At 72.1% G+C, this 16,206-nt stretch carries 13 protein-coding genes; 10 read left to right on the top strand and 3 right to left on the bottom strand.

Features of this window, described 5'->3' with window-relative positions; genetic code table 11:
- Positions 1–34: 34 nt before the first annotated feature.
- The 9 genes from ACWDS7_RS14190 (at position 35) to ACWDS7_RS14150 (ending at position 9,773) form a co-directional block, all read left to right on the top strand.
- Positions 35–1,240 carry an ABC transporter substrate-binding protein gene (locus tag ACWDS7_RS14190; RefSeq protein ID WP_451929620.1) on the top strand — a complete coding sequence of 402 codons (1,206 nt, stop codon included), beginning with the start codon at positions 35–37 and terminating at the stop codon, positions 1,238–1,240.
- 6 nt (positions 1,241–1,246) lie between these two features.
- On the top strand, positions 1,247–2,098 hold the full coding sequence (locus ACWDS7_RS14185; RefSeq protein ID WP_306856638.1) for an ABC transporter permease: 852 nt from the start codon (positions 1,247–1,249) through the stop codon (positions 2,096–2,098).
- Positions 2,095–2,949, top strand: coding sequence for an ABC transporter permease (locus ACWDS7_RS14180; RefSeq protein ID WP_451929619.1), 855 nt, complete (start codon positions 2,095–2,097; stop codon positions 2,947–2,949). The genes ACWDS7_RS14185 and ACWDS7_RS14180 overlap by 4 nt, the downstream gene beginning before the upstream one ends.
- Before the next feature lie 175 nt (positions 2,950–3,124).
- Positions 3,125–4,519: an NAD(P)/FAD-dependent oxidoreductase gene (locus ACWDS7_RS14175; RefSeq protein WP_451929635.1), complete on the top strand. Its 1,395-nt coding sequence runs from the start codon at positions 3,125–3,127 to the stop codon at positions 4,517–4,519.
- Positions 4,520–4,614: 95 nt separating this feature from the next.
- On the top strand, positions 4,615–5,502 hold the full coding sequence (locus ACWDS7_RS14170) for an alpha/beta hydrolase (RefSeq protein ID WP_451929618.1): 888 nt from the start codon (positions 4,615–4,617) through the stop codon (positions 5,500–5,502).
- Between the two features lie 4 nt (positions 5,503–5,506).
- A complete protein-coding gene (locus ACWDS7_RS14165) occupies positions 5,507–6,592 on the top strand; it encodes an N-acetylglucosamine kinase (RefSeq protein WP_451929617.1) in 1,086 nt (361 codons plus the stop codon).
- A gap of 361 nt (positions 6,593–6,953) precedes the next feature.
- Complete coding sequence (locus ACWDS7_RS14160) at positions 6,954–8,123, top strand: DUF418 domain-containing protein (protein ID WP_451929616.1); 1,170 nt, start codon at positions 6,954–6,956, stop codon at positions 8,121–8,123.
- A gap of 8 nt (positions 8,124–8,131) precedes the next feature.
- Positions 8,132–8,443 carry a hypothetical protein gene (locus ACWDS7_RS14155; protein WP_451929615.1) on the top strand — a complete coding sequence of 104 codons (312 nt, stop codon included), beginning with the start codon at positions 8,132–8,134 and terminating at the stop codon, positions 8,441–8,443.
- 91 nt (positions 8,444–8,534) lie between these two features.
- Positions 8,535–9,773, top strand: a complete 1,239-nt coding sequence (locus ACWDS7_RS14150; protein ID WP_451929614.1) for a cation:proton antiporter — start codon at positions 8,535–8,537, stop codon at positions 9,771–9,773.
- A 156-nt stretch (positions 9,774–9,929) separates the two neighbouring features.
- Here ACWDS7_RS14150 and ACWDS7_RS14145 read toward each other — a convergent pair whose 3' ends face one another.
- Positions 9,930–10,910, bottom strand: coding sequence for a carbohydrate kinase family protein (locus ACWDS7_RS14145; RefSeq protein WP_451929613.1), 981 nt, complete (start codon positions 10,908–10,910; stop codon positions 9,930–9,932).
- Positions 10,911–11,307: 397 nt separating this feature from the next.
- Here ACWDS7_RS14145 and ACWDS7_RS14140 point away from each other — a divergent pair, with 397 nt between their 5' ends.
- A complete protein-coding gene (locus ACWDS7_RS14140) occupies positions 11,308–12,345 on the top strand; it encodes a LacI family DNA-binding transcriptional regulator (protein ID WP_306856647.1) in 1,038 nt (345 codons plus the stop codon).
- Between the two features lie 356 nt (positions 12,346–12,701).
- Here the strand turns inward: ACWDS7_RS14140 and ACWDS7_RS14135 are convergent, their stop codons facing one another.
- Complete coding sequence (locus ACWDS7_RS14135; protein WP_451929612.1) at positions 12,702–15,506, bottom strand: PEP/pyruvate-binding domain-containing protein; 2,805 nt, start codon at positions 15,504–15,506, stop codon at positions 12,702–12,704.
- Positions 15,478–15,960 (bottom strand): MarR family winged helix-turn-helix transcriptional regulator, encoded by a 483-nt coding sequence (locus tag ACWDS7_RS14130; RefSeq protein ID WP_451929611.1) that lies wholly within the window; start codon positions 15,958–15,960, stop codon positions 15,478–15,480. Before ACWDS7_RS14130 ends, ACWDS7_RS14135 begins: the two co-directional genes overlap by 29 nt.
- Positions 15,961–16,206 lie beyond the last annotated feature (246 nt).

The raw sequence follows: 16,206 nt of genomic DNA, 5'->3' as shown, positions 1-16,206 counted from the left end.
GCATCACTCCCAAGACCCGGCTTTCCTGCGAGGCATGACGCAGAGCCGCTCGATCACCCGCCGTGACGCCTTCCGCCTGGCGGGGCTGTCGGCGGCGGGCCTGGCTCTGGCCGGCTGCGGAGTCCAGGGCAAGAAGGTCGAGGCGCCCAAGGCGGACGCCGTCACCGACTACTGGGCCTCCCAGAAGCAGAACGGCACCCTGCGCTTCGCCAACTGGCCGCTCTACATCGACAAGGACGGCAAGAAGTATCCCTCCCTGGAGATGTTCACCGCCGACACCGGCATCAAGGTGACCTACCAGGAGGCCATCCAGGACAACACCACGTTCTTCGGCAAGATCCAGCCGCTGCTCGCCGCCAACAACGACATCGGCTACGACCTGATGGTCATGACCAACGGCCTCCAGCTCAGCAAGGCCATGGCGCTGGGCTATCTGGTCCCGCTGGACCACTCCAAGCTGCCGAACTTCGCGGCCAACGCGGCCCAGAAGGTCAAGAACCCGACCTGGGACCCGGGCAACACCCACACCATCCCGTGGACGGTCGGCCTGACCGGCATCGCCTACAACCCCAAGTACGTCGACGAGGTCAAGAGCATCGAGGACCTCTGGAACCCCAAGTACAAGGGCAAGGTCGGCATGATGCTCGACACCCAGGAGGTCGCCAACTTCGGCCTGTTCGCCCTGGGCATCGACCCCGACAAGTCCACCGAGGCCGACTGGCGCAAGGCCGGGGACAAGCTCCGGCAGCAGCGCGACGCGGGGCTGGTGCGCAAATACTACGAGAACGACTACGTCGACGCCCTCGTCCGGGGCGACGTGTGGATCACCATGGCCTGGTCGGGTGACATCTTCCAGCAGGTCGCCGAGGGCAAGGACCTCAGGTTCGTGGTGCCCGAGGAGGGCGGCACGATCTGGACCGACAACATGTGCATCCCCAAGACCGCGCAGAACCCGGTGGACGCCCTGACGCTGATGGACTACGTCTACCAGCCCAAGATCGCCACGATGCTGGTCGAGTACATCAACTACATCACCCCGGTGCCGGCCACCAAGGATCTGGTCCTCGCCGACGCCGCCAAGGCCAAGGGTGAGGACAAGGCGTCCCTGGAGCAGATCGCCAACAGCCCGCTGATCTTCCCCTCCGACGCCGACATGGCCAGGCTGCGCTCCTACAAGGCACTGACCACGGCCGAGGAGAAGGTCTTCGAGTCCATCTTCCAGCCGGTCACCCAGGGCTGACCGGGGATGAAACGCCTCGCCCCCTACCTGCTCATCCTGCCGGGCGGCCTCTGGCTGGCGATCTTCCTGGTGGTGCCGATGGTCTTCATGGCCTCGGTCTCCACCCAGGAGGGCGACGTGGTGAACGGGTTCGTCCAGACGTTCAACTTCTCGGTGTACGGCGACGCGCTGGCCCAGTACCAGACGCAGTTCCTGCGCTCGGCCGGCTACGGCCTGACCGCGACGGTCATCTCCGTCGTGCTGGCCTACCCGATGGCCTACTGGATCGCCTTCAAGGGCGGCCCGCGCAAGTCCACCTACCTGCTGCTGGTGCTGCTGCCGTTCTTCGTCTCGTTCGTGCTGCGCACGGTGTCGTGGAAGTTCCTGCTGGCCGACGACGGCATGCTGCTGGCACCGCTGAAGTCGGCGGGTCTGGTGTCCGGGGACTTCCACGTGCTGCAGACGACGGTGGCGGTGATCGGCGGCCTGGTCTACAACTACCTGCCGTTCATGATCCTGCCGATCTACGTCGCGCTGGAGCGGGTGGACCCCCGGGTGGTCGAGGCCGCCCAGGACCTGTACGCCGCCCGGCGTGAGGCGTTCACCAAGGTCGTACTGCCGCTCTCGCTGCCGGGTGTGTTCGCCGGGGTGCTGATGACGTTCGTCCCGATGACGGCGGACTACGTCAACGCCGGCATCCTCGGCGGCCCGGAGAACACGATGATCGGCAACATCATCCAGACCGAATACCTCGTCAACAACGACTATCCGACCGCCGCCGCGCTGTCGTTCACGCTGATGGCGGCGATGCTGATCGGTATCTTCGCCTACGCCAAGGCGCTCGGCACCGAGAACGTGCTGGAGGCGGCGGCCCGATGAGCACCACTGGACTCGGCGCGGCGGCCCCGGCGGCCGCCCAGGAGACGGCGCCCGCCGGGCGCGGGCGGAGCAGGACCCGGATCGGCGACCGGCTGCTCAAGGTCTACGTCTGGCTGATCATCGCCTGGCTGTTCCTGCCGATCGCGGTCATGATCGTTTTCGGCTTCAACGACACCAAGAGCAAGTCGAACGTGACCTGGCAGGGCTTCACCCTGAACTGGTGGGGCCGGCTGGGCGAATACCCCGAGCTGACCAGGGCCGTGGTCAACTCGCTCCAGATCGCCGTGCTCTCCACGCTGATCACGACGGTCATCGGCACGCTCATGGGCCTGGCCCTGGGCCGCTACCGCTTCCGCGGGCAGGGCGCGACCAACCTCGTGATGTTCGCCGCCATCGCCTCGCCGGAGCTCGTCATGGGAGCCTCGCTGCTGTCGCTGTTCATCAGCAGCGGGGTGCAGACCGGCTTCGCGACCGTGGTCATCGCGCACGTGCTGTTCTCCCTGTCGTTCGTGGCCATCACCGTGCGGGCCCGGGTGATCGGGCTGGACCGCTCGATCGAGGAGGCCGCCCGCGACCTGGGCGCCTCCACGTGGGTGACGTTCTGGCGGGTGACGTTCCCGATGATCCTGCCCGGCGTCGTCGCGGGCGCGCTGCTGGCGTTCGCGCTCTCCATCGACGACTTCGTGATCACCCAGTTCACCAGCGGGGCCCTCCAGACGTTCCCGCTGTGGATCTGGGGCGCCACCCGTATCGGGGTGCCGCCACAGGTCAACATCATCGGAACCCTTATATTCGCGGTAGGCGTCGCGATCGCCGTGTTCAACACGGTGCTCTCGCGCCGCCGCACCTAGCTGCCGTCAAGCCCCGTGCCGTCACCGGGCGGCACGGGGCTTCGGTGTACCCAGATCCTCGGCAGAGAACAGGGAGGCGAGATCGGATTCAGGCGGGGGGAACCCGCGTGTGGTCTTCACGACCACGCGATACACACACAAAAATAATTTGACTCACCGTAGGGAAGTGAGATTTGTGGATCCGCTGAAGGCTCTTGCTGATGCGGAGCGCAAGCCGTACTGGCTCGACAGTCCGGCGAAACCCGAGCCGCAGCCGCGGCTCTTCGGAAACACGACCGCCGATCTGGCGGTGGTCGGCGGAGGCTTCTCGGGGCTGTGGACCGCCCTGATGGCCAAGGAACGAGACCCGTCGCTCGACGTGGTCCTGCTCGAAGGACGCAGGATCGGCTGGGCGGCGTCCGGCCGCAACGGCGGCTTCGCGATGGCGACGCTCACCCACGGGATCGCCAACGGGCTGGAGCGCTGGCCCGAGGAGGTCGCCACGCTTGAGCGACTGGGGCTGGCCAACCTCGACGAGATCGGCGAGACCGTCGCCAGATACGGCATCGACTGCGGCTACGAGCGCACCGGCGAGCTGAACGTGGCCACCGAGCCCTGGCAGCTCGAGGAGATGCGCGAGAGCGTCCAGATCGCCCATGAGCTGGGCATCCGCTTCGACGTCCTCGACGCGGACCAGACCCGGGCGGAGGTGAACTCTCCCACCTACATCGGCGGCTTCTGGGAGCGCGACGGCTGCGCCATGGTCGACCCCGCCCGGCTGGCCTGGGGGCTCCGGCAGGCCTGCCTCTCCGTGGGCGTGCGCATCTACGAGCGCACGCCGGTCAGGAACATCAAGGACACCCAGGCGAGCATGGAACTGCTCACCCCGCACGGCACCGTCAGGGCCGCCAGGGTCGCCCTCGGCACCGGCGTGTTCCAGCCGCTGCTGCGGCGGCTGAAGCACTTCCTGGTGCCGGTCTACGACTACGCGCTGATGACCGAGCCGCTCTCCGCCGAGCAGCTCGCCTCCGTCGGCTGGCACAACCGGCAGGGCGTCGGAGACTCGGCCAACCAGTTCCACTACTACCGGCTGACCGCCGACAACCGCATCCTCTGGGGCGGCTACGACGCGGTCTACTACAACGGCGGCAAGATCAAGCCGGAGTACGAACAGCGCGACGAGACCTTCGTCAAGCTGGCCGGGCACTTCGCCACGACGTTCCCGCAGCTGTCGGAGCTCCGCTTCACCCACCGGTGGGGCGGCGTCATCGACACCTGCAGCCGCTTCAGCGCCTTCTACGGCCAGTCGCACGGCGGGCGTCTCGCCTACGCCGTCGGCTACACCGGGATGGGCGTCGGCGCGACCCGCTTCGGCGCGAACGTCATGCTCGACCTGCTCAACGGCGAGCCGACCGAACGGACGGAGCTGCGGATGGTCAAGGAGAAGCCGCTGCCCTTCCCGCCCGAGCCGGTCCGCTCGGCCGGGATCCAGATGACCCGCTGGTCGATCGCCCAGGCCGACCTCCACCAGGGCCGCCGCAACCTCTGGCTGCGCACCCTGGACCGGATGGGCCTCGGGTTCGACTCGTAGTCGGCGCTCCCGGTCCCCGCCGGTGCGGTGGGGGCCGGGAGCACGGCGCCGGGCTCCCTCGCCCCGCGGTGCGCCGACCGTACAGACTGGACAGCGTGACCGAGACAGTTGAGTTCGAGGCCGACGGGATCAGGCTCGTCGGCGACCTGCGGGTGCCGGCCGCGGCCGGCCCGCACCCGGCCCTGGTCCTCACCGGGCCGTTCACCGGCACGCGGGACCAGGTCACCGGGCTGTACGCGGCCCGGCTGGCCGAGGCGGGATATGTGACGCTGGCCTTCGACCACCGCAACTGGGGCGAGTCGGGCGGGACGCCGCGCTGCCACGAGGACGCGCAGGGCAAGCTGCACGACCTGCGGGCCGCGGTCTCGCTGCTCCGCGCGCGGCCCGAGGCCGACGGCGACAGGATCGGCGCGGTCGGCGTCTGCCTGGGCGCCGGATACGCGCTCCGGTTCGCCGCCTTCGACCCCCGGGTGAAGGTCTTCGCGGGCATCGCCGGGGCCTACAACAACCCCTACGGCATGCGCGCGGCCATGTCGCCCGACGGCTACCACGGCGCGCTGGCCTCCTTCACCGAGGCGCTGGAGCGCCAGGACCGGGGCGGCCCGGTGGAATACCTGCCCGCCGTGGCCGTCGGCGGCGAGGCCGCCATGCCGGGGGACGAGCCGTTCGCCTACTACGGCACCGAGCGCGGCGCCCGGCCGCACTGGCGCAACGAGGTCACCAGGGCCTCCGTCCGCGAGCTGATCACCGTGGACAACATGACCGGAGCCGACTTCCTGTCCCCCAAGCCCGGCCTGATCGTGCACGGCGTGGTGGACCGCTTCTGCTCCCCGGAGGGCGCCGAGGAGGCGTACAAGCGGATGGACGGCCCCAAGAGACTCCACTGGCTGGACGCCAGGCTCCACATCGACCTCTACGACACCGAGCCCTACGTCACCCAGGCCGTCGAGGCCACTGTGGCGTTCCTCGGCGAACACCTGTAAGCCGATGTACGTTCTCGGACTGGACGTCGGCGGCACCTCCTCCCGCGCGGTGCTGGCCGACGCCTCGGGCCGGTGGGCCGGGCACGGCAGGGCCGCCGGCGGCAACCCGGCGGCCCACGGCACCGCCACGGCCGCCGCCAACATCCGGCAGGCGGTGGAGGCCGCCCTCCGCGGCGTGGACCCCGCCCTGGTGGCCGGGGCGGTCATCGGGATGGCCGGGGCGGGGGCACTCGACCGGGCCGTCTTCGACCGGATGTGGGCCTCCGCCGGACTGCGCTGCGTCCCCGCCGTGACGGGCGACCTCACCATCGCCTTCGCCGCCGGTACGGCGGAGCCCCGCGGCACCGTGCTCATCGCGGGGACCGGCGCCACCGCCGCCCGCATCGAGGACGAGGAGCCGGTGGCGATCTCCGACGGGCTCGGCTGGCTGCTGGGGGATCAGGGGTCGGGTTTCTGGCTGGGGCGCGAGGCGGCCCGTGAGGCCGTCCGCAGCCTCGCCCGGGGGGAGAGCGGCGGGCTGCTGACGCGCCTGGTCGCCGAGCAGATCCGCGCCGACCGCGCCGGAGCGCCTCCGGGCGGCGGTGGAGGGCATGCGGGGGCGTCCCTGGAAGGTGGGGAGGCGGTGCGGCCGGGCGGCGGTGGAGGGCCCGCTGGGGCGTCCGCGGGCCGGCCGAGCGGCGGCGGGGCCGGGTGGCCGCCCGCGGACGGCAGGGCGGAGGCCGTCCGGATCGTGGTCCACGCCCAGGGGCGCTCCCCACTGGAGCTGGCGAGGCTGGCGCCACTGGTGAGCCGGGCCGCCGACGCGGGCGACCCCGCCGCGCTGAAGATCGTGGCGACGGCGGCCGGACTGCTCCGCGCGACGGTGGCCGAGGTGCGCGAGGCGGGGGAGGACACCCCCGTCGTGCTGGCCGGGAGCGTCCTGACCACCGGGGGGCCGGTCTGCTCGGCCGTACGGGAGGGGCTGGGCGCCTCGACGGTCCTGGCCGGCGACGGGGCCGCGGGGGCGGCCTGGCTGGCGGCCAAGAGGGCCTTCGGCCTGGACGGCGAGGCGGCGGGACGGCTGCACCGGCGGATCCTGCGGCGGGCGTGACAGGCGGGCGTGACAGGCAGATGTGACAGGAGTGGCAGGAGCCTCGCGGAGGCCGGTGCCCCGCTCCGGCGGGGCCGGGCGCGGGGTGGCGCTCCGGCGGGGACGGGCACGGTGCGGGCACGGGGCGGTGCTCCGGCGGGGCCGGGTACGGGGCGGGCGGGGCTCGCCTCCGGTGGGGACGGGCATGAGGTGAACGGCGCCGGTCTCCGCGGGGGCGGAGCGGGGCTCGCCGGGCCGGGCCGTCGACCAAGGGCCGGCCGGGCCGTCGACCAAAGGCTGAACGCCTACATCCATAGATGTACATCCCGGATGGGTCCGCGTGACGATGACCGGCCGTCCGGGAGCGGACATCGTTGAAAGCGTGACGACGCGACGGATAGACGTGCTGGACGTGCTCAGGGGTGTCGCCATCATGGGGACCCTGGGCACCAACATCTGGATCTTCACCAGCCCGGGTGGCCCGGCGAACGCGCTGGACGCGCTCGCCCAGTCCGGGACCGTGGAGACCTTCCTCCGATTCCTGGCCAACGGCAAGTTCCTGGCCCTGCTCACCCTGCTGTTCGGGGTCGGGCTGGAGCTGCAGTACCGCTCGGCCGCGCGCCGGAACGCGCCCTGGCCCGGCTGGTACCTGTGGCGGGCCGGGCTGCTGTTCCTCGAAGGCCTGATCCACTACGTGCTGATCTTCGAGTTCGACGTGCTGATGGGCTACGCCGTGACCTCGATCATCGTGGCGTACCTGATCGGCCGGAGCGACCGGGTGGTCAGGGCCTGGATGATCACCGTGGGGTCGGCGTTCGTGGCGCTGATCGGGCTGGCCACCTTCATCATGGTCTACGGCCAGGTCAGCACGGTCCCCCCGGCCTCGGAGGCGTCCACGCTGTTCTCCGAGGGCGCCTACCTCGACCAGGTCGCGGCCCGGATCCAGCTGATCGGCGTCTACCGGGTCGAGGCCGTGTTCATCATCCCGATGGGGATCGTGCTGTTCCTGCTCGGATCGCGCCTGATGCGCGCCGGGATCTTCGAGGACTCCGTCCAGGGCGCCACCCTCCGCGGGCGGCTCATGCTGGCCGGGCTCGGCGTGGCCCTCCCGCTCAACCTGCTGACCTCCTTCGCCGGGGAGGCGTGGTTCCTGGTCGACCGCTATCTGCTGCCCCCGCTGGTGGCACTGGGCCTGCTCGCCCTGGTCACGACGGTCGTGCACCGGATGAGCGGCGCTCCCGGCACGGTGCGCCGGGGCCTGACCGCCATCGGCCGCACCGCGCTGAGCTGCTACGTCTTCCAGAACCTGGCCGCCGCGACGCTCTGCTACGGCTGGGGGCTCGGGCTGGCCGCGCGGTTCGCCGACCTGCGGCCGTGGTGGGTGATCGGCGCCTGGGCCGGTATCTGCGCCCTGTTCATGGCGCTGTCCACGCTGTGGCTGCGGCGCTACGACCGGGGACCGCTCGAACTGCTCTGGCAGTGGGCCTACACGGCTCCCCAGTCCCGCCGGGTGACGAATGATAAAATAATGGACAATTCCATCAAGCGTTAGGGTCCGGTTTGTCGCGGAAGGTCGTCGGTACGGTCGCCGCCCTTCTGCTGGTCCTGTTCGCCGTCGTCCACGCGCCGTTCCCGGCGCCCCCCGGTCTTCACCACGAGCCCGGACTCGCGATCACACTGGCAGGCGGGGCGGTACTGCCCCCGGCCGTCCAGCATCAGCAGGACCGCTGCCTGCCCCCGCCGGCCTCCGGCCCGGCCGGGCCGGAGGAGGGGGCACCGGCCCCGGTCCTCCGGCCGCCCCGGACCGCCCCCGCCGTGCGGGCCGTACACGACATCTCCGGACCCCGAGCCCCTCCGTCCAGCGATCTGTGACGCACTGACACCCAGATCGCTCGACGGAGGTTTTTCATGTTCCACGAACACGTGTTCACCATGCCCGGATTCTGCCCCGAAGGGGGCCATCGTGGCACTGGGTGACGCTCTCATCGCCCTCGGCGGGTCCTTTCTGGCCGCCGGGATCATCGCCAGACTCGGCACCCGGATAGGGCTGCCGACGATCCCCCTGTTCATGCTCGCGGGCATCCTCTTCGGCCCGCACACCCCCGGTCTCGCCCTGGTCGACGATCCGGCGGACCTGAAGGTCGTCGCCGCGCTCGGCCTGATCTTCCTGCTGTTCTACCTCGGCCTGGAGTTCTCCCTGGACGACCTCGTCTCGGGGGGCAGGCGGCTGGTGCTGGCGGGGGTCGGCTACATCCTGCTCAACGTCGGCGGCGGCCTGGCCTTCGGGTTCACCGTCGGCTGGGGGACCAGGGAGGCCCTGGTCCTGGCCGGGGTGATCGGAATCTCCTCCTCGGCCATCGTGACCAAACTGCTGGTCGACCTCGGGCGCCTGGGCAACCCGGAGAGCCGCCTCATCCTCGGCATCATCGTGGTCGAGGACGTCTTCCTCGCCCTCTACCTGGCCGTGCTGCAGCCGGTGCTCAGCGGCGCCGACACCTTCACCGCCGCCGCGATCTCCTTCGGCAAGGCGTTCGCCTTCCTGATCGTGCTGACCGCCCTGGCCCGGTGGGGGACGCGGCTGGTCAACACGCTCGTGACCACCAGGGACGACGAGCTGCTCGTGGTGATGTTCACCGGTCTGGCGATCTTCACCGCCGGCGTCGCGGAGGAGCTCGGCGTCTCCGACGCCATCGGGGCCTTCATGATCGGGCTCATTCTGAGCTCGACCAGGGCGGCGCCGCGCATCCGCCAGCTCGTCCACCCGCTCCGGGACGCCTTCGCCGCCCTGTTCTTCTTCGTGTTCGGCCTGTCCATCGAGCCGGGTGACATGCTCTCGGTGGCCTGGCCCATCGTGATCGCGGTGGCGATCACCGTGCTGCTCAACGTCGTGGCCGGCGTGCTGGCCGCCAAGCTGAACTCCTTCGGCAGGACGGAGGCGGTCAACATCTCGCTCACCGTGCTCTCGCGCGGTGAGTTCGCCCTCGTGCTGGCGACCATGGCGCTGGCCGCCGGGCTGGACGGCAGGCTCGCGCCGTTCATCGCCGGGTACGTGCTCATCCTCGCCCTGCTCGGGCCGCTGGTCGCCAGCCGCTCGGAGTCGATCGGGCGGGCGCTCTCGCGGCGGGGAAGGCCGGAGGGGCGCGGGACGCCGGGGACGGCGCGGCGCGGGGAGCCGGAGGAGGAGAAGGCCCCGGCCACCTGAACCACCTCGGCCGTCCCCGGCCGTACTGTCCCGCGCCCCGGCTCGACCGGCCGGCGCGGCCGCGTCCCGTGTCAGGCCCGAGGGCCTCGCGGGGGACGGTGCCGCGGGCGGGGATGTCAGCCGGCCGCGGCGGGCCGGCTCACGTCCCGCGCCGGGTCACCCGCCGACGGTGGGCCCGCCCAGGTCCCCGCCCAGGTCCCCGCCCAGGTCACGGGCCCAGGGCGGGTTGGCCCCGGCCACCGAGCAGGTGAGCGCGGCGACACCGCTGGCGAAGGACGCCGCTTCCTTGGCCTGATCGAGGCTGAGGGCGTCGAGCCGCCCGCCGAGCAGGCCGGAGGCGTGCAGCCGGTGGAGGAGGGCGGCGGTGAAGGAGTCACCCGCGCCGACGGTGTCCACGACCTCCGTGACGGGCGCCGGCACCGTCGCCCGCTCGCCGTCGAGGGAGACGGTCGCGCCCCTGGGGCCGCGGGTCACCACGATCAGGCGGGCGCCCGCGGCGTGCCAGGTGTCGCAGACCTGTTCGAGGGGCTCGCCGGGGTGGATCTGTTCCAGGTCGTCGTCGCTGAGCTTGACGAGGTCGGCCAGCGCGCACCACACGGGCATCCGCTCCCGGTAGACGGCCAGGTCGACGAACGCGGCGCGCACGTTGGGGTCGATCGAGACGGTGGCGTGGGGGGCGGTCCTGGCCAGCAGTTCCTCGACGCGCTCCGCGCCGGGGGCGCCGACCAGGGCCATGGAACCGGTGTGCAGGCAGGAGACGTCGCCGAGCCGGTCGGCGGTCAGCTCCGCCGTGCTCCACTGCCAGTCGGCGGAGCCCTTCGCGTAGAAGGTGTAGACGGCCTGCCCCGACCCGTCCAGCGTCGCCACCGCCAGCGTGCTGGGCTCGTCGGCGGCGACGCAGCCGGTCAGGTCGACCCCGGAGGCGCCGAGGTGGGCGCGGAACAGGGCGCCGAAGGAGTCCCGCGAGATGCGGCCGAGGAAGCGGGTGGGGGTGCCGAGGCGGGAGAGGGCCACGGCGGTGTTCGCCGGGCTCCCGCCGGGAAGGACGCGCAGGGCGAGCTCGCCCTGCGCGGGGCTCCCGGTCGTGAAGGCGTCGGCGACGCACTCACCGAGCACGGCTACCTGGGTGGGGGGCATGGGACTTGCCTTTCTGGGGCGGGCGACGCGACGCGGTCCGGTGGCGTTGCCGATCCGTTGCAGCGGTAAGGCATTGACGTTTCCTTTCGCGGACCCCATCATCCATGGCAGCGGATGTCAACGTTGACATGTGTCAACGTTGACATTTTGAACCTCCCAGACCCACCAGGGAGTACTCGATGCCTTTAAGCATGCGCGCCCCCGGCGTAACAGCATGGCCGAGGTGGTCGCGATCATGACGGGAGCGTCGCAGGCGGAGACGGGCAGGGGCGCGGTCGTCACCGACGAGGGGGCGACCCGCGCCGTCGGTCTCTCCTGAGGTTGGCGTGCCGGAGGTAGGTGAGCACCCTTTAGCCTGTTTCCGACGCCGTGCCCCCGACGAGAAGAGCGGTGATCCATGTCCAAGGTTCGCCGCGCCACCATGACGGATGTGGCCCGCGAGGTCGGTGTCACCGCCAAGACCGTCTCGCGGGTGGTCAACGACGACGGCCCGGTGGCCGCCGAGACCCGCGAGCGCATCCTGGAGGCCATGGGCAGGCTGGGGTTCCAGCCGAACCTCATGGCGCGCAACATGCGGGTGGGCGCGCGCGACTCCACAGTCGGGCTGGTCATCCCTGACATGGGCAACCCCTTCTTCGGGACCGTCGCCGGCGGGTTCGAGAGCGCGGTGCGGGCCCGCGGCCTGACGCTCATCGTCGGCTCCTCGGCGGAGACGGCCGAGCGCGAGCGCTCGCTGATCTCGACCTTCCTGGCCCGGCGGGTCACCGCGCTCATCGTGGTGCCCTCCGCCGACAGCGACCATCGCCACCTGCGGGCCGAACGGGCGGCGGGCCTGCCGCTGCTCTTCCTCGACCGGCCCGCCAGCGGGCTCACGGCCGACTCCGTGGTCTCCTCCAACCGGGAGGGGGCGCGTTCGGGCGTCGCGCACATGATCGCTCACGGGCACCGGAGGATCGCGTTCGTCGGGGACCTGCCCGAGCTCTACACGCGCCGGGAGCGGCTGCAGGGCTATCGTGACGCGCTGGCCGAGGCCGGGATCGGGTTCGACCGGACCCTGGTGGAGATCGGTCACGACCACGAGGCCGCGGCGGCGGCCGTCACCCGGCTGCTCGGCGCCAGGAGCCCGGTGACGGCGGTGTTCGCGGCCGACGACTCCGCCGCGACCGGCGTGGTCCTCGGGCTGGCCAGGCTCGGCCGCCGGGACATGGCGGTGGTCGGCTTCGACGACCTGCCCCTCGCGGAGGTGCTGGAGCCCGCGCTGACCGTGGTCGCGCAGGACCCCGCGGCCATCGGGCGCGCGGCGGCGGAGCTGCTGATGGCCCGGCTGGACGGCGAGCGGTCCAGGGCCCGGACCGTCGTGGTGCCCACCCGCCTGATCACCAGGGGGTCGGGGGAGCTGCGTCCCTCGGCGGCGGCGGTCCCCACAGGCCGGTGACCTCCAGGACCTCGCCCGGGCCTGAACCCGGCCCGGGCCTCGCGGGAGGGCCCGCCGGGGCGGCGCGCGCCTGAGCGCGCCGGATGTCGGGCCATGCGCCCGAGAACTTTTCACGGGCGTATTCCTCAGTAAATCCACGACACCACTGAAACCGGAAAGAGTTCGAATGCCGTGCATATCCCCGACGGCCGAAGGATGTCGCCTCTCCGAGTAAGTGAGAGGCGATTGATGACGGCTCAACCGCCGTTACTTCCTCCGACAAAATGGCCTGTCTATTCGGGGGCTGTCAATGGTGGCTCCTGTTTGCTGGTATTTGCCGGGCTATGAGTGGATCGATAGCCGGCGGGGACGGCGGCTCAGTCGATGATCACCGCGCCCGAGGTGCCGTCCACGGTGATCCGCCGGCCGGTGACGACGTGCTCGGTCGCGCGGGCGACGCCCACGACGGCCGGGATGCCGTACTCGCGGGCGACCACCGCGCCGTGGGAGTTGGCGCCGCCCATCTCCATCACCAGGCCGCCCGCGGTGAGGAACAGCGGGGTCCAGCCGGGGTCGGTGGAGGGGCAGACCAGGATCTCGCCGGGCTCCAGATGGGCGCCGACCGGGTCGAGGACCACCCTGGCGGTCCCCGTGACGCTGCCCGCCGAGGCGGGGGTGCCGGTCAGCGCGCCGTCGACCGGGGCCGCGGTGGCGACGGCCTCGGGTTCGGTGCCGTCCGACAGCAGGACACGCGGCAGGTGCCTGCGGCGCCGCTCGCGTGCGGCCTCCTCGCGCCGTCCGGAGACGAGCGCCCGCAGCGTGGCGGGCCGCGACGCGACCGCGCCGCCGGGCCGCGACGCGACCGCACCGGCGGGGGGTTCCGGGGCGGCGGCGCGGGCGTGCGGGGCGCCGGCCGCGGACGTGGCCGCCACGGCTCCGGCCGCCGAGGGCTCCGCGCCGGTGAGGGCGGCCCGGACCTCCCTGGCGGTCAGGAAGAAGACGTCGTCGGGGGCGGACAGCAGGCCGCGGGCGGACAGGTCGGCGCCGACCGTCATGAGCTCGGCGCGCATGGCGGCCAGGATGGTGACCATGTAGAACTTGGGCAGCTCGCGCAGGCCGGCCAGCGCCCGGGTCCGGCCGAGGGCGAAGCGGACGGCCCGGCCCCGGACGCCTCCCACGCGGGCGCCCAGCGTTTTGATCATGAGCGCGGCCTCCGCGGCGCCCTTGGCGAACAGGGCGTCGGGGGAGAGCGCGGCGTCCTCCAGTCGGAGGTAGTTGGCCAGGACGCCGAGGACGTGCGTCGGGTCCTCCGACCAGCGGGGCACCCCGAGGTCGATCTCGGCGACCGCGCGGACGCCGTAGACGGACAGGAACTCCTTCAGACCCCGCTCCACCACACCGGGCAGCGACCCGGCGTGGAAGCGGCCGGCCAGCCCGGCCGGCGGGGTGCCGAGCAGCAGGTCGGCGGCCTCCCGGTCGGCGCGGATCCGGGTGGCCAGATGCCACAGGGCCAGGTCCATCTCGGTGGTCACGTTGTGCGGCAGCCCGCGCAGGACCGTCTGGAGCTCACCGGGCCGGGCGTGGTCGCCGAGGAGGCGGTAGGCCAGGCCGAGCATGGCGAACCCGGCCGCCGGGCCCGGCAGGACCTGGGGCAGCACCGAGACGGCCCGGCCGCCCAGGATCCACTCGACGCGGTCGAGCCGCTGGAGGGGGGTGGCGTCCGGCGGGGACGCCAGCCGTGTCCGCAGCTCCGCGCCGAGCCGGTCGGCGCGCCTGCGCGCGGACGCCGGGTCCAGCACGGCCTGCACGGCCCGCTGCGGGATGCGGAAGCGGGCCGCGTTCCTGGCGAGCCTGCGCAGGGCGGGCCGTACCGAGCGCTGGGTCACGCTGAAGCGGGGATCGCCGGACAGGCCGCGCAGCACCTCGGCGGACCTGGCCTCCATCACGTCGAGCACCCGGGGGAAGAGCGCCCGGCCCACCCGGCTGCGCATCATCCCCGTGACGTCGATGAACACCCGCCCGCCCGCCTCGGCCAGCAGCGGCGCCCCGCCGACCCGGTCGGCCACCGGGGCCCCCAGCAGGTCGGCGGCCGACGACGACAGCAGCCGGAAGGCCGACACGCCCATCGGGGTGATCGGCGCGTAGATGCCCTGGGCGACGCTGAAGGAGAAGTAGATCCGTGTCCCGCCGGCGTCGGCGGGCCCGTCCGGCGCGGGACCCGCCGCCGAGGGCTCGGCGTGCCGGGGGATCGGGAAGAGCGTGGTGATCGGGCGGGACTGGGTCAGCCACAGCGTGCCGTCGGCGTCGATGGCCCACTCGGTGTCCTGCGGCGAGCCGTAGTGGGCCTCGACCCGGCCGCCCAGCTCGGCCAGCGCCCTGATCTGGGCGTCGGTGACGCAGGCCCCCTCCATCCCGGTCTCGACGTGCTCCACCCCGCCGCCGGGCAGGGACCGTACGGCCAGCCGCTTGTCGCCCAGCCGGCGCTCGGTGATCCGGCCGGTGGCGGTGTCGACCACGTAGTGGTCGGGGTTGACCGCGCCGGAGACCACGGCCTCGCCCAGCCCCGGGCCGGCGTCGATCACCGCCTCGTGCCGCCGCCCGGTGACCGGGTTGGCGGTGAACATCACCCCGGCGACCTCCGACTGGACCATCTCCTGGATCACGACGGCCAGCAGCACGGTCCGGTGGTCGATGCCGTTGGCGGCGCGGTAGGCCACCGCCCGGTCGGTCCAGAGCGAGGCCCAGCAGCGCCGGACCGCCTCCAGCACGGCCTCGTCGCCGATCACATTGAGGTAGGTGTCCTGCTGCCCGGCGAAACTGGCGTGCGGCAGGTCCTCGGCGGTGGCGGAGGAGCGGACCGCGACGGGGCCGTGCGCGCTGCGCCGTACGGTGTCGGCGATGTCATCGGGGACCGGGGCGGAGAGCACGAGCTCGCGGGCCCGCGCGGCCAGCCCGTTCAGGGCCCCGACGTCCGAGGCGGGGGTGCGGGCCAGGGCGTCGAGCACGCCGTCGAGGCCGGCCTGCCCGGTGACCCTGCGGTAGGCCTCGGTGGTGACGCACAGTCCCGGCGGGACCGGGAGGCCGGCGGCGGTGAGCACGCCGAGGTTGGCGGCCTTCCCGCCGACGAGGGGCAGCATCTCTGCCCTGATGTCATCAAATTTCAGGACGAGTGGGGTGCGCATGGGTGCGTCTCCTTGAGGCTTCGCCGAGCAGCGCCATGGCCCGGATCACGAGCTCGCGTTCGTCGGCGGTGAGATGGGCCATGACCTCGAACTGGGCGTCCGCCCTGGCGCGCTCGAAGCCCCGCAGGAAGCCCGCGCCGTCAGCGGTGAGGGCGATCCGCCGGACCCGCCGGTCGCCGGGGTCGCTGTGGCGGCCGACCAGGCCCCGCCGTACGAGCCGGTCGACCAGGCGGCTGGTGGCCGAGACCGAGCGGTCGATGCGCCCGGCGAGCTCGCGGAGCGTCGGGGGATCGGGGCGGTCGAGAACGTAGAGGGTGGCGATCTGGATCACGGAGGGTTCCTCGCCCTCGAACCCGCGCAGCAGCTGGAGCACGGTGCCGGGGATCAGGGCCCGCCGGAAGTCGCCGATGTCGTCGGCCAGCCGGTCGCGCTCCGCGCCGTCCAGGGGTCCCATCGGCCAACTCCTTGCATCACTGCAACCAGTGCGTGCCTGCAACGTTAGGCCGCGCCGGCCAGAAAATCAACAAGTGATGAAATTTAGTGGGCGGCCGGACCCGCCGCACCCCCGCCGGCCCGCCCGCTGACCTCTGGGGGACGGCACGGCGACGGCGCCGGCCATGAGTCGTAGAGGTTCAGCGCCGCCGAGGCGACGTCTCTGGTGACCACCCCGCCGGAGCGCACCTCGGCGAAGTCGCGGACC

It is taken from the genome of Streptosporangium sp. NPDC003464 (genome assembly GCF_053588315.1).
The sequence above is the reverse complement of the archived record's forward strand: the minus strand, read 5'-3'. Positions and strand labels throughout refer to the sequence as shown.

Excerpts from the sequence above, each read along its gene's own strand:
- ACWDS7_RS14190 (WP_451929620.1), top strand. The coding sequence starts at position 35 with ATGACGCAGAGCCGCTCGATCACCCGCCGTGACGCCTTCCGCCTGGCG.
- ACWDS7_RS14185 (WP_306856638.1), top strand. The coding sequence starts at position 1,247 with ATGAAACGCCTCGCCCCCTACCTGCTCATCCTGCCGGGCGGCCTCTGG.
- ACWDS7_RS14180 (WP_451929619.1), top strand. The coding sequence starts at position 2,095 with ATGAGCACCACTGGACTCGGCGCGGCGGCCCCGGCGGCCGCCCAGGAG.
- ACWDS7_RS14165 (WP_451929617.1), top strand. The coding sequence starts at position 5,507 with ATGTACGTTCTCGGACTGGACGTCGGCGGCACCTCCTCCCGCGCGGTG.
- ACWDS7_RS14145 (WP_451929613.1), bottom strand. The coding sequence starts at position 10,910 with ATGCCCCCCACCCAGGTAGCCGTGCTCGGTGAGTGCGTCGCCGACGCC.
- ACWDS7_RS14140 (WP_306856647.1), top strand. The coding sequence starts at position 11,308 with ATGTCCAAGGTTCGCCGCGCCACCATGACGGATGTGGCCCGCGAGGTC.
- ACWDS7_RS14135 (WP_451929612.1), bottom strand. The coding sequence starts at position 15,506 with ATGCGCACCCCACTCGTCCTGAAATTTGATGACATCAGGGCAGAGATG.
- ACWDS7_RS14130 (WP_451929611.1), bottom strand. The coding sequence starts at position 15,960 with ATGGGACCCCTGGACGGCGCGGAGCGCGACCGGCTGGCCGACGACATC.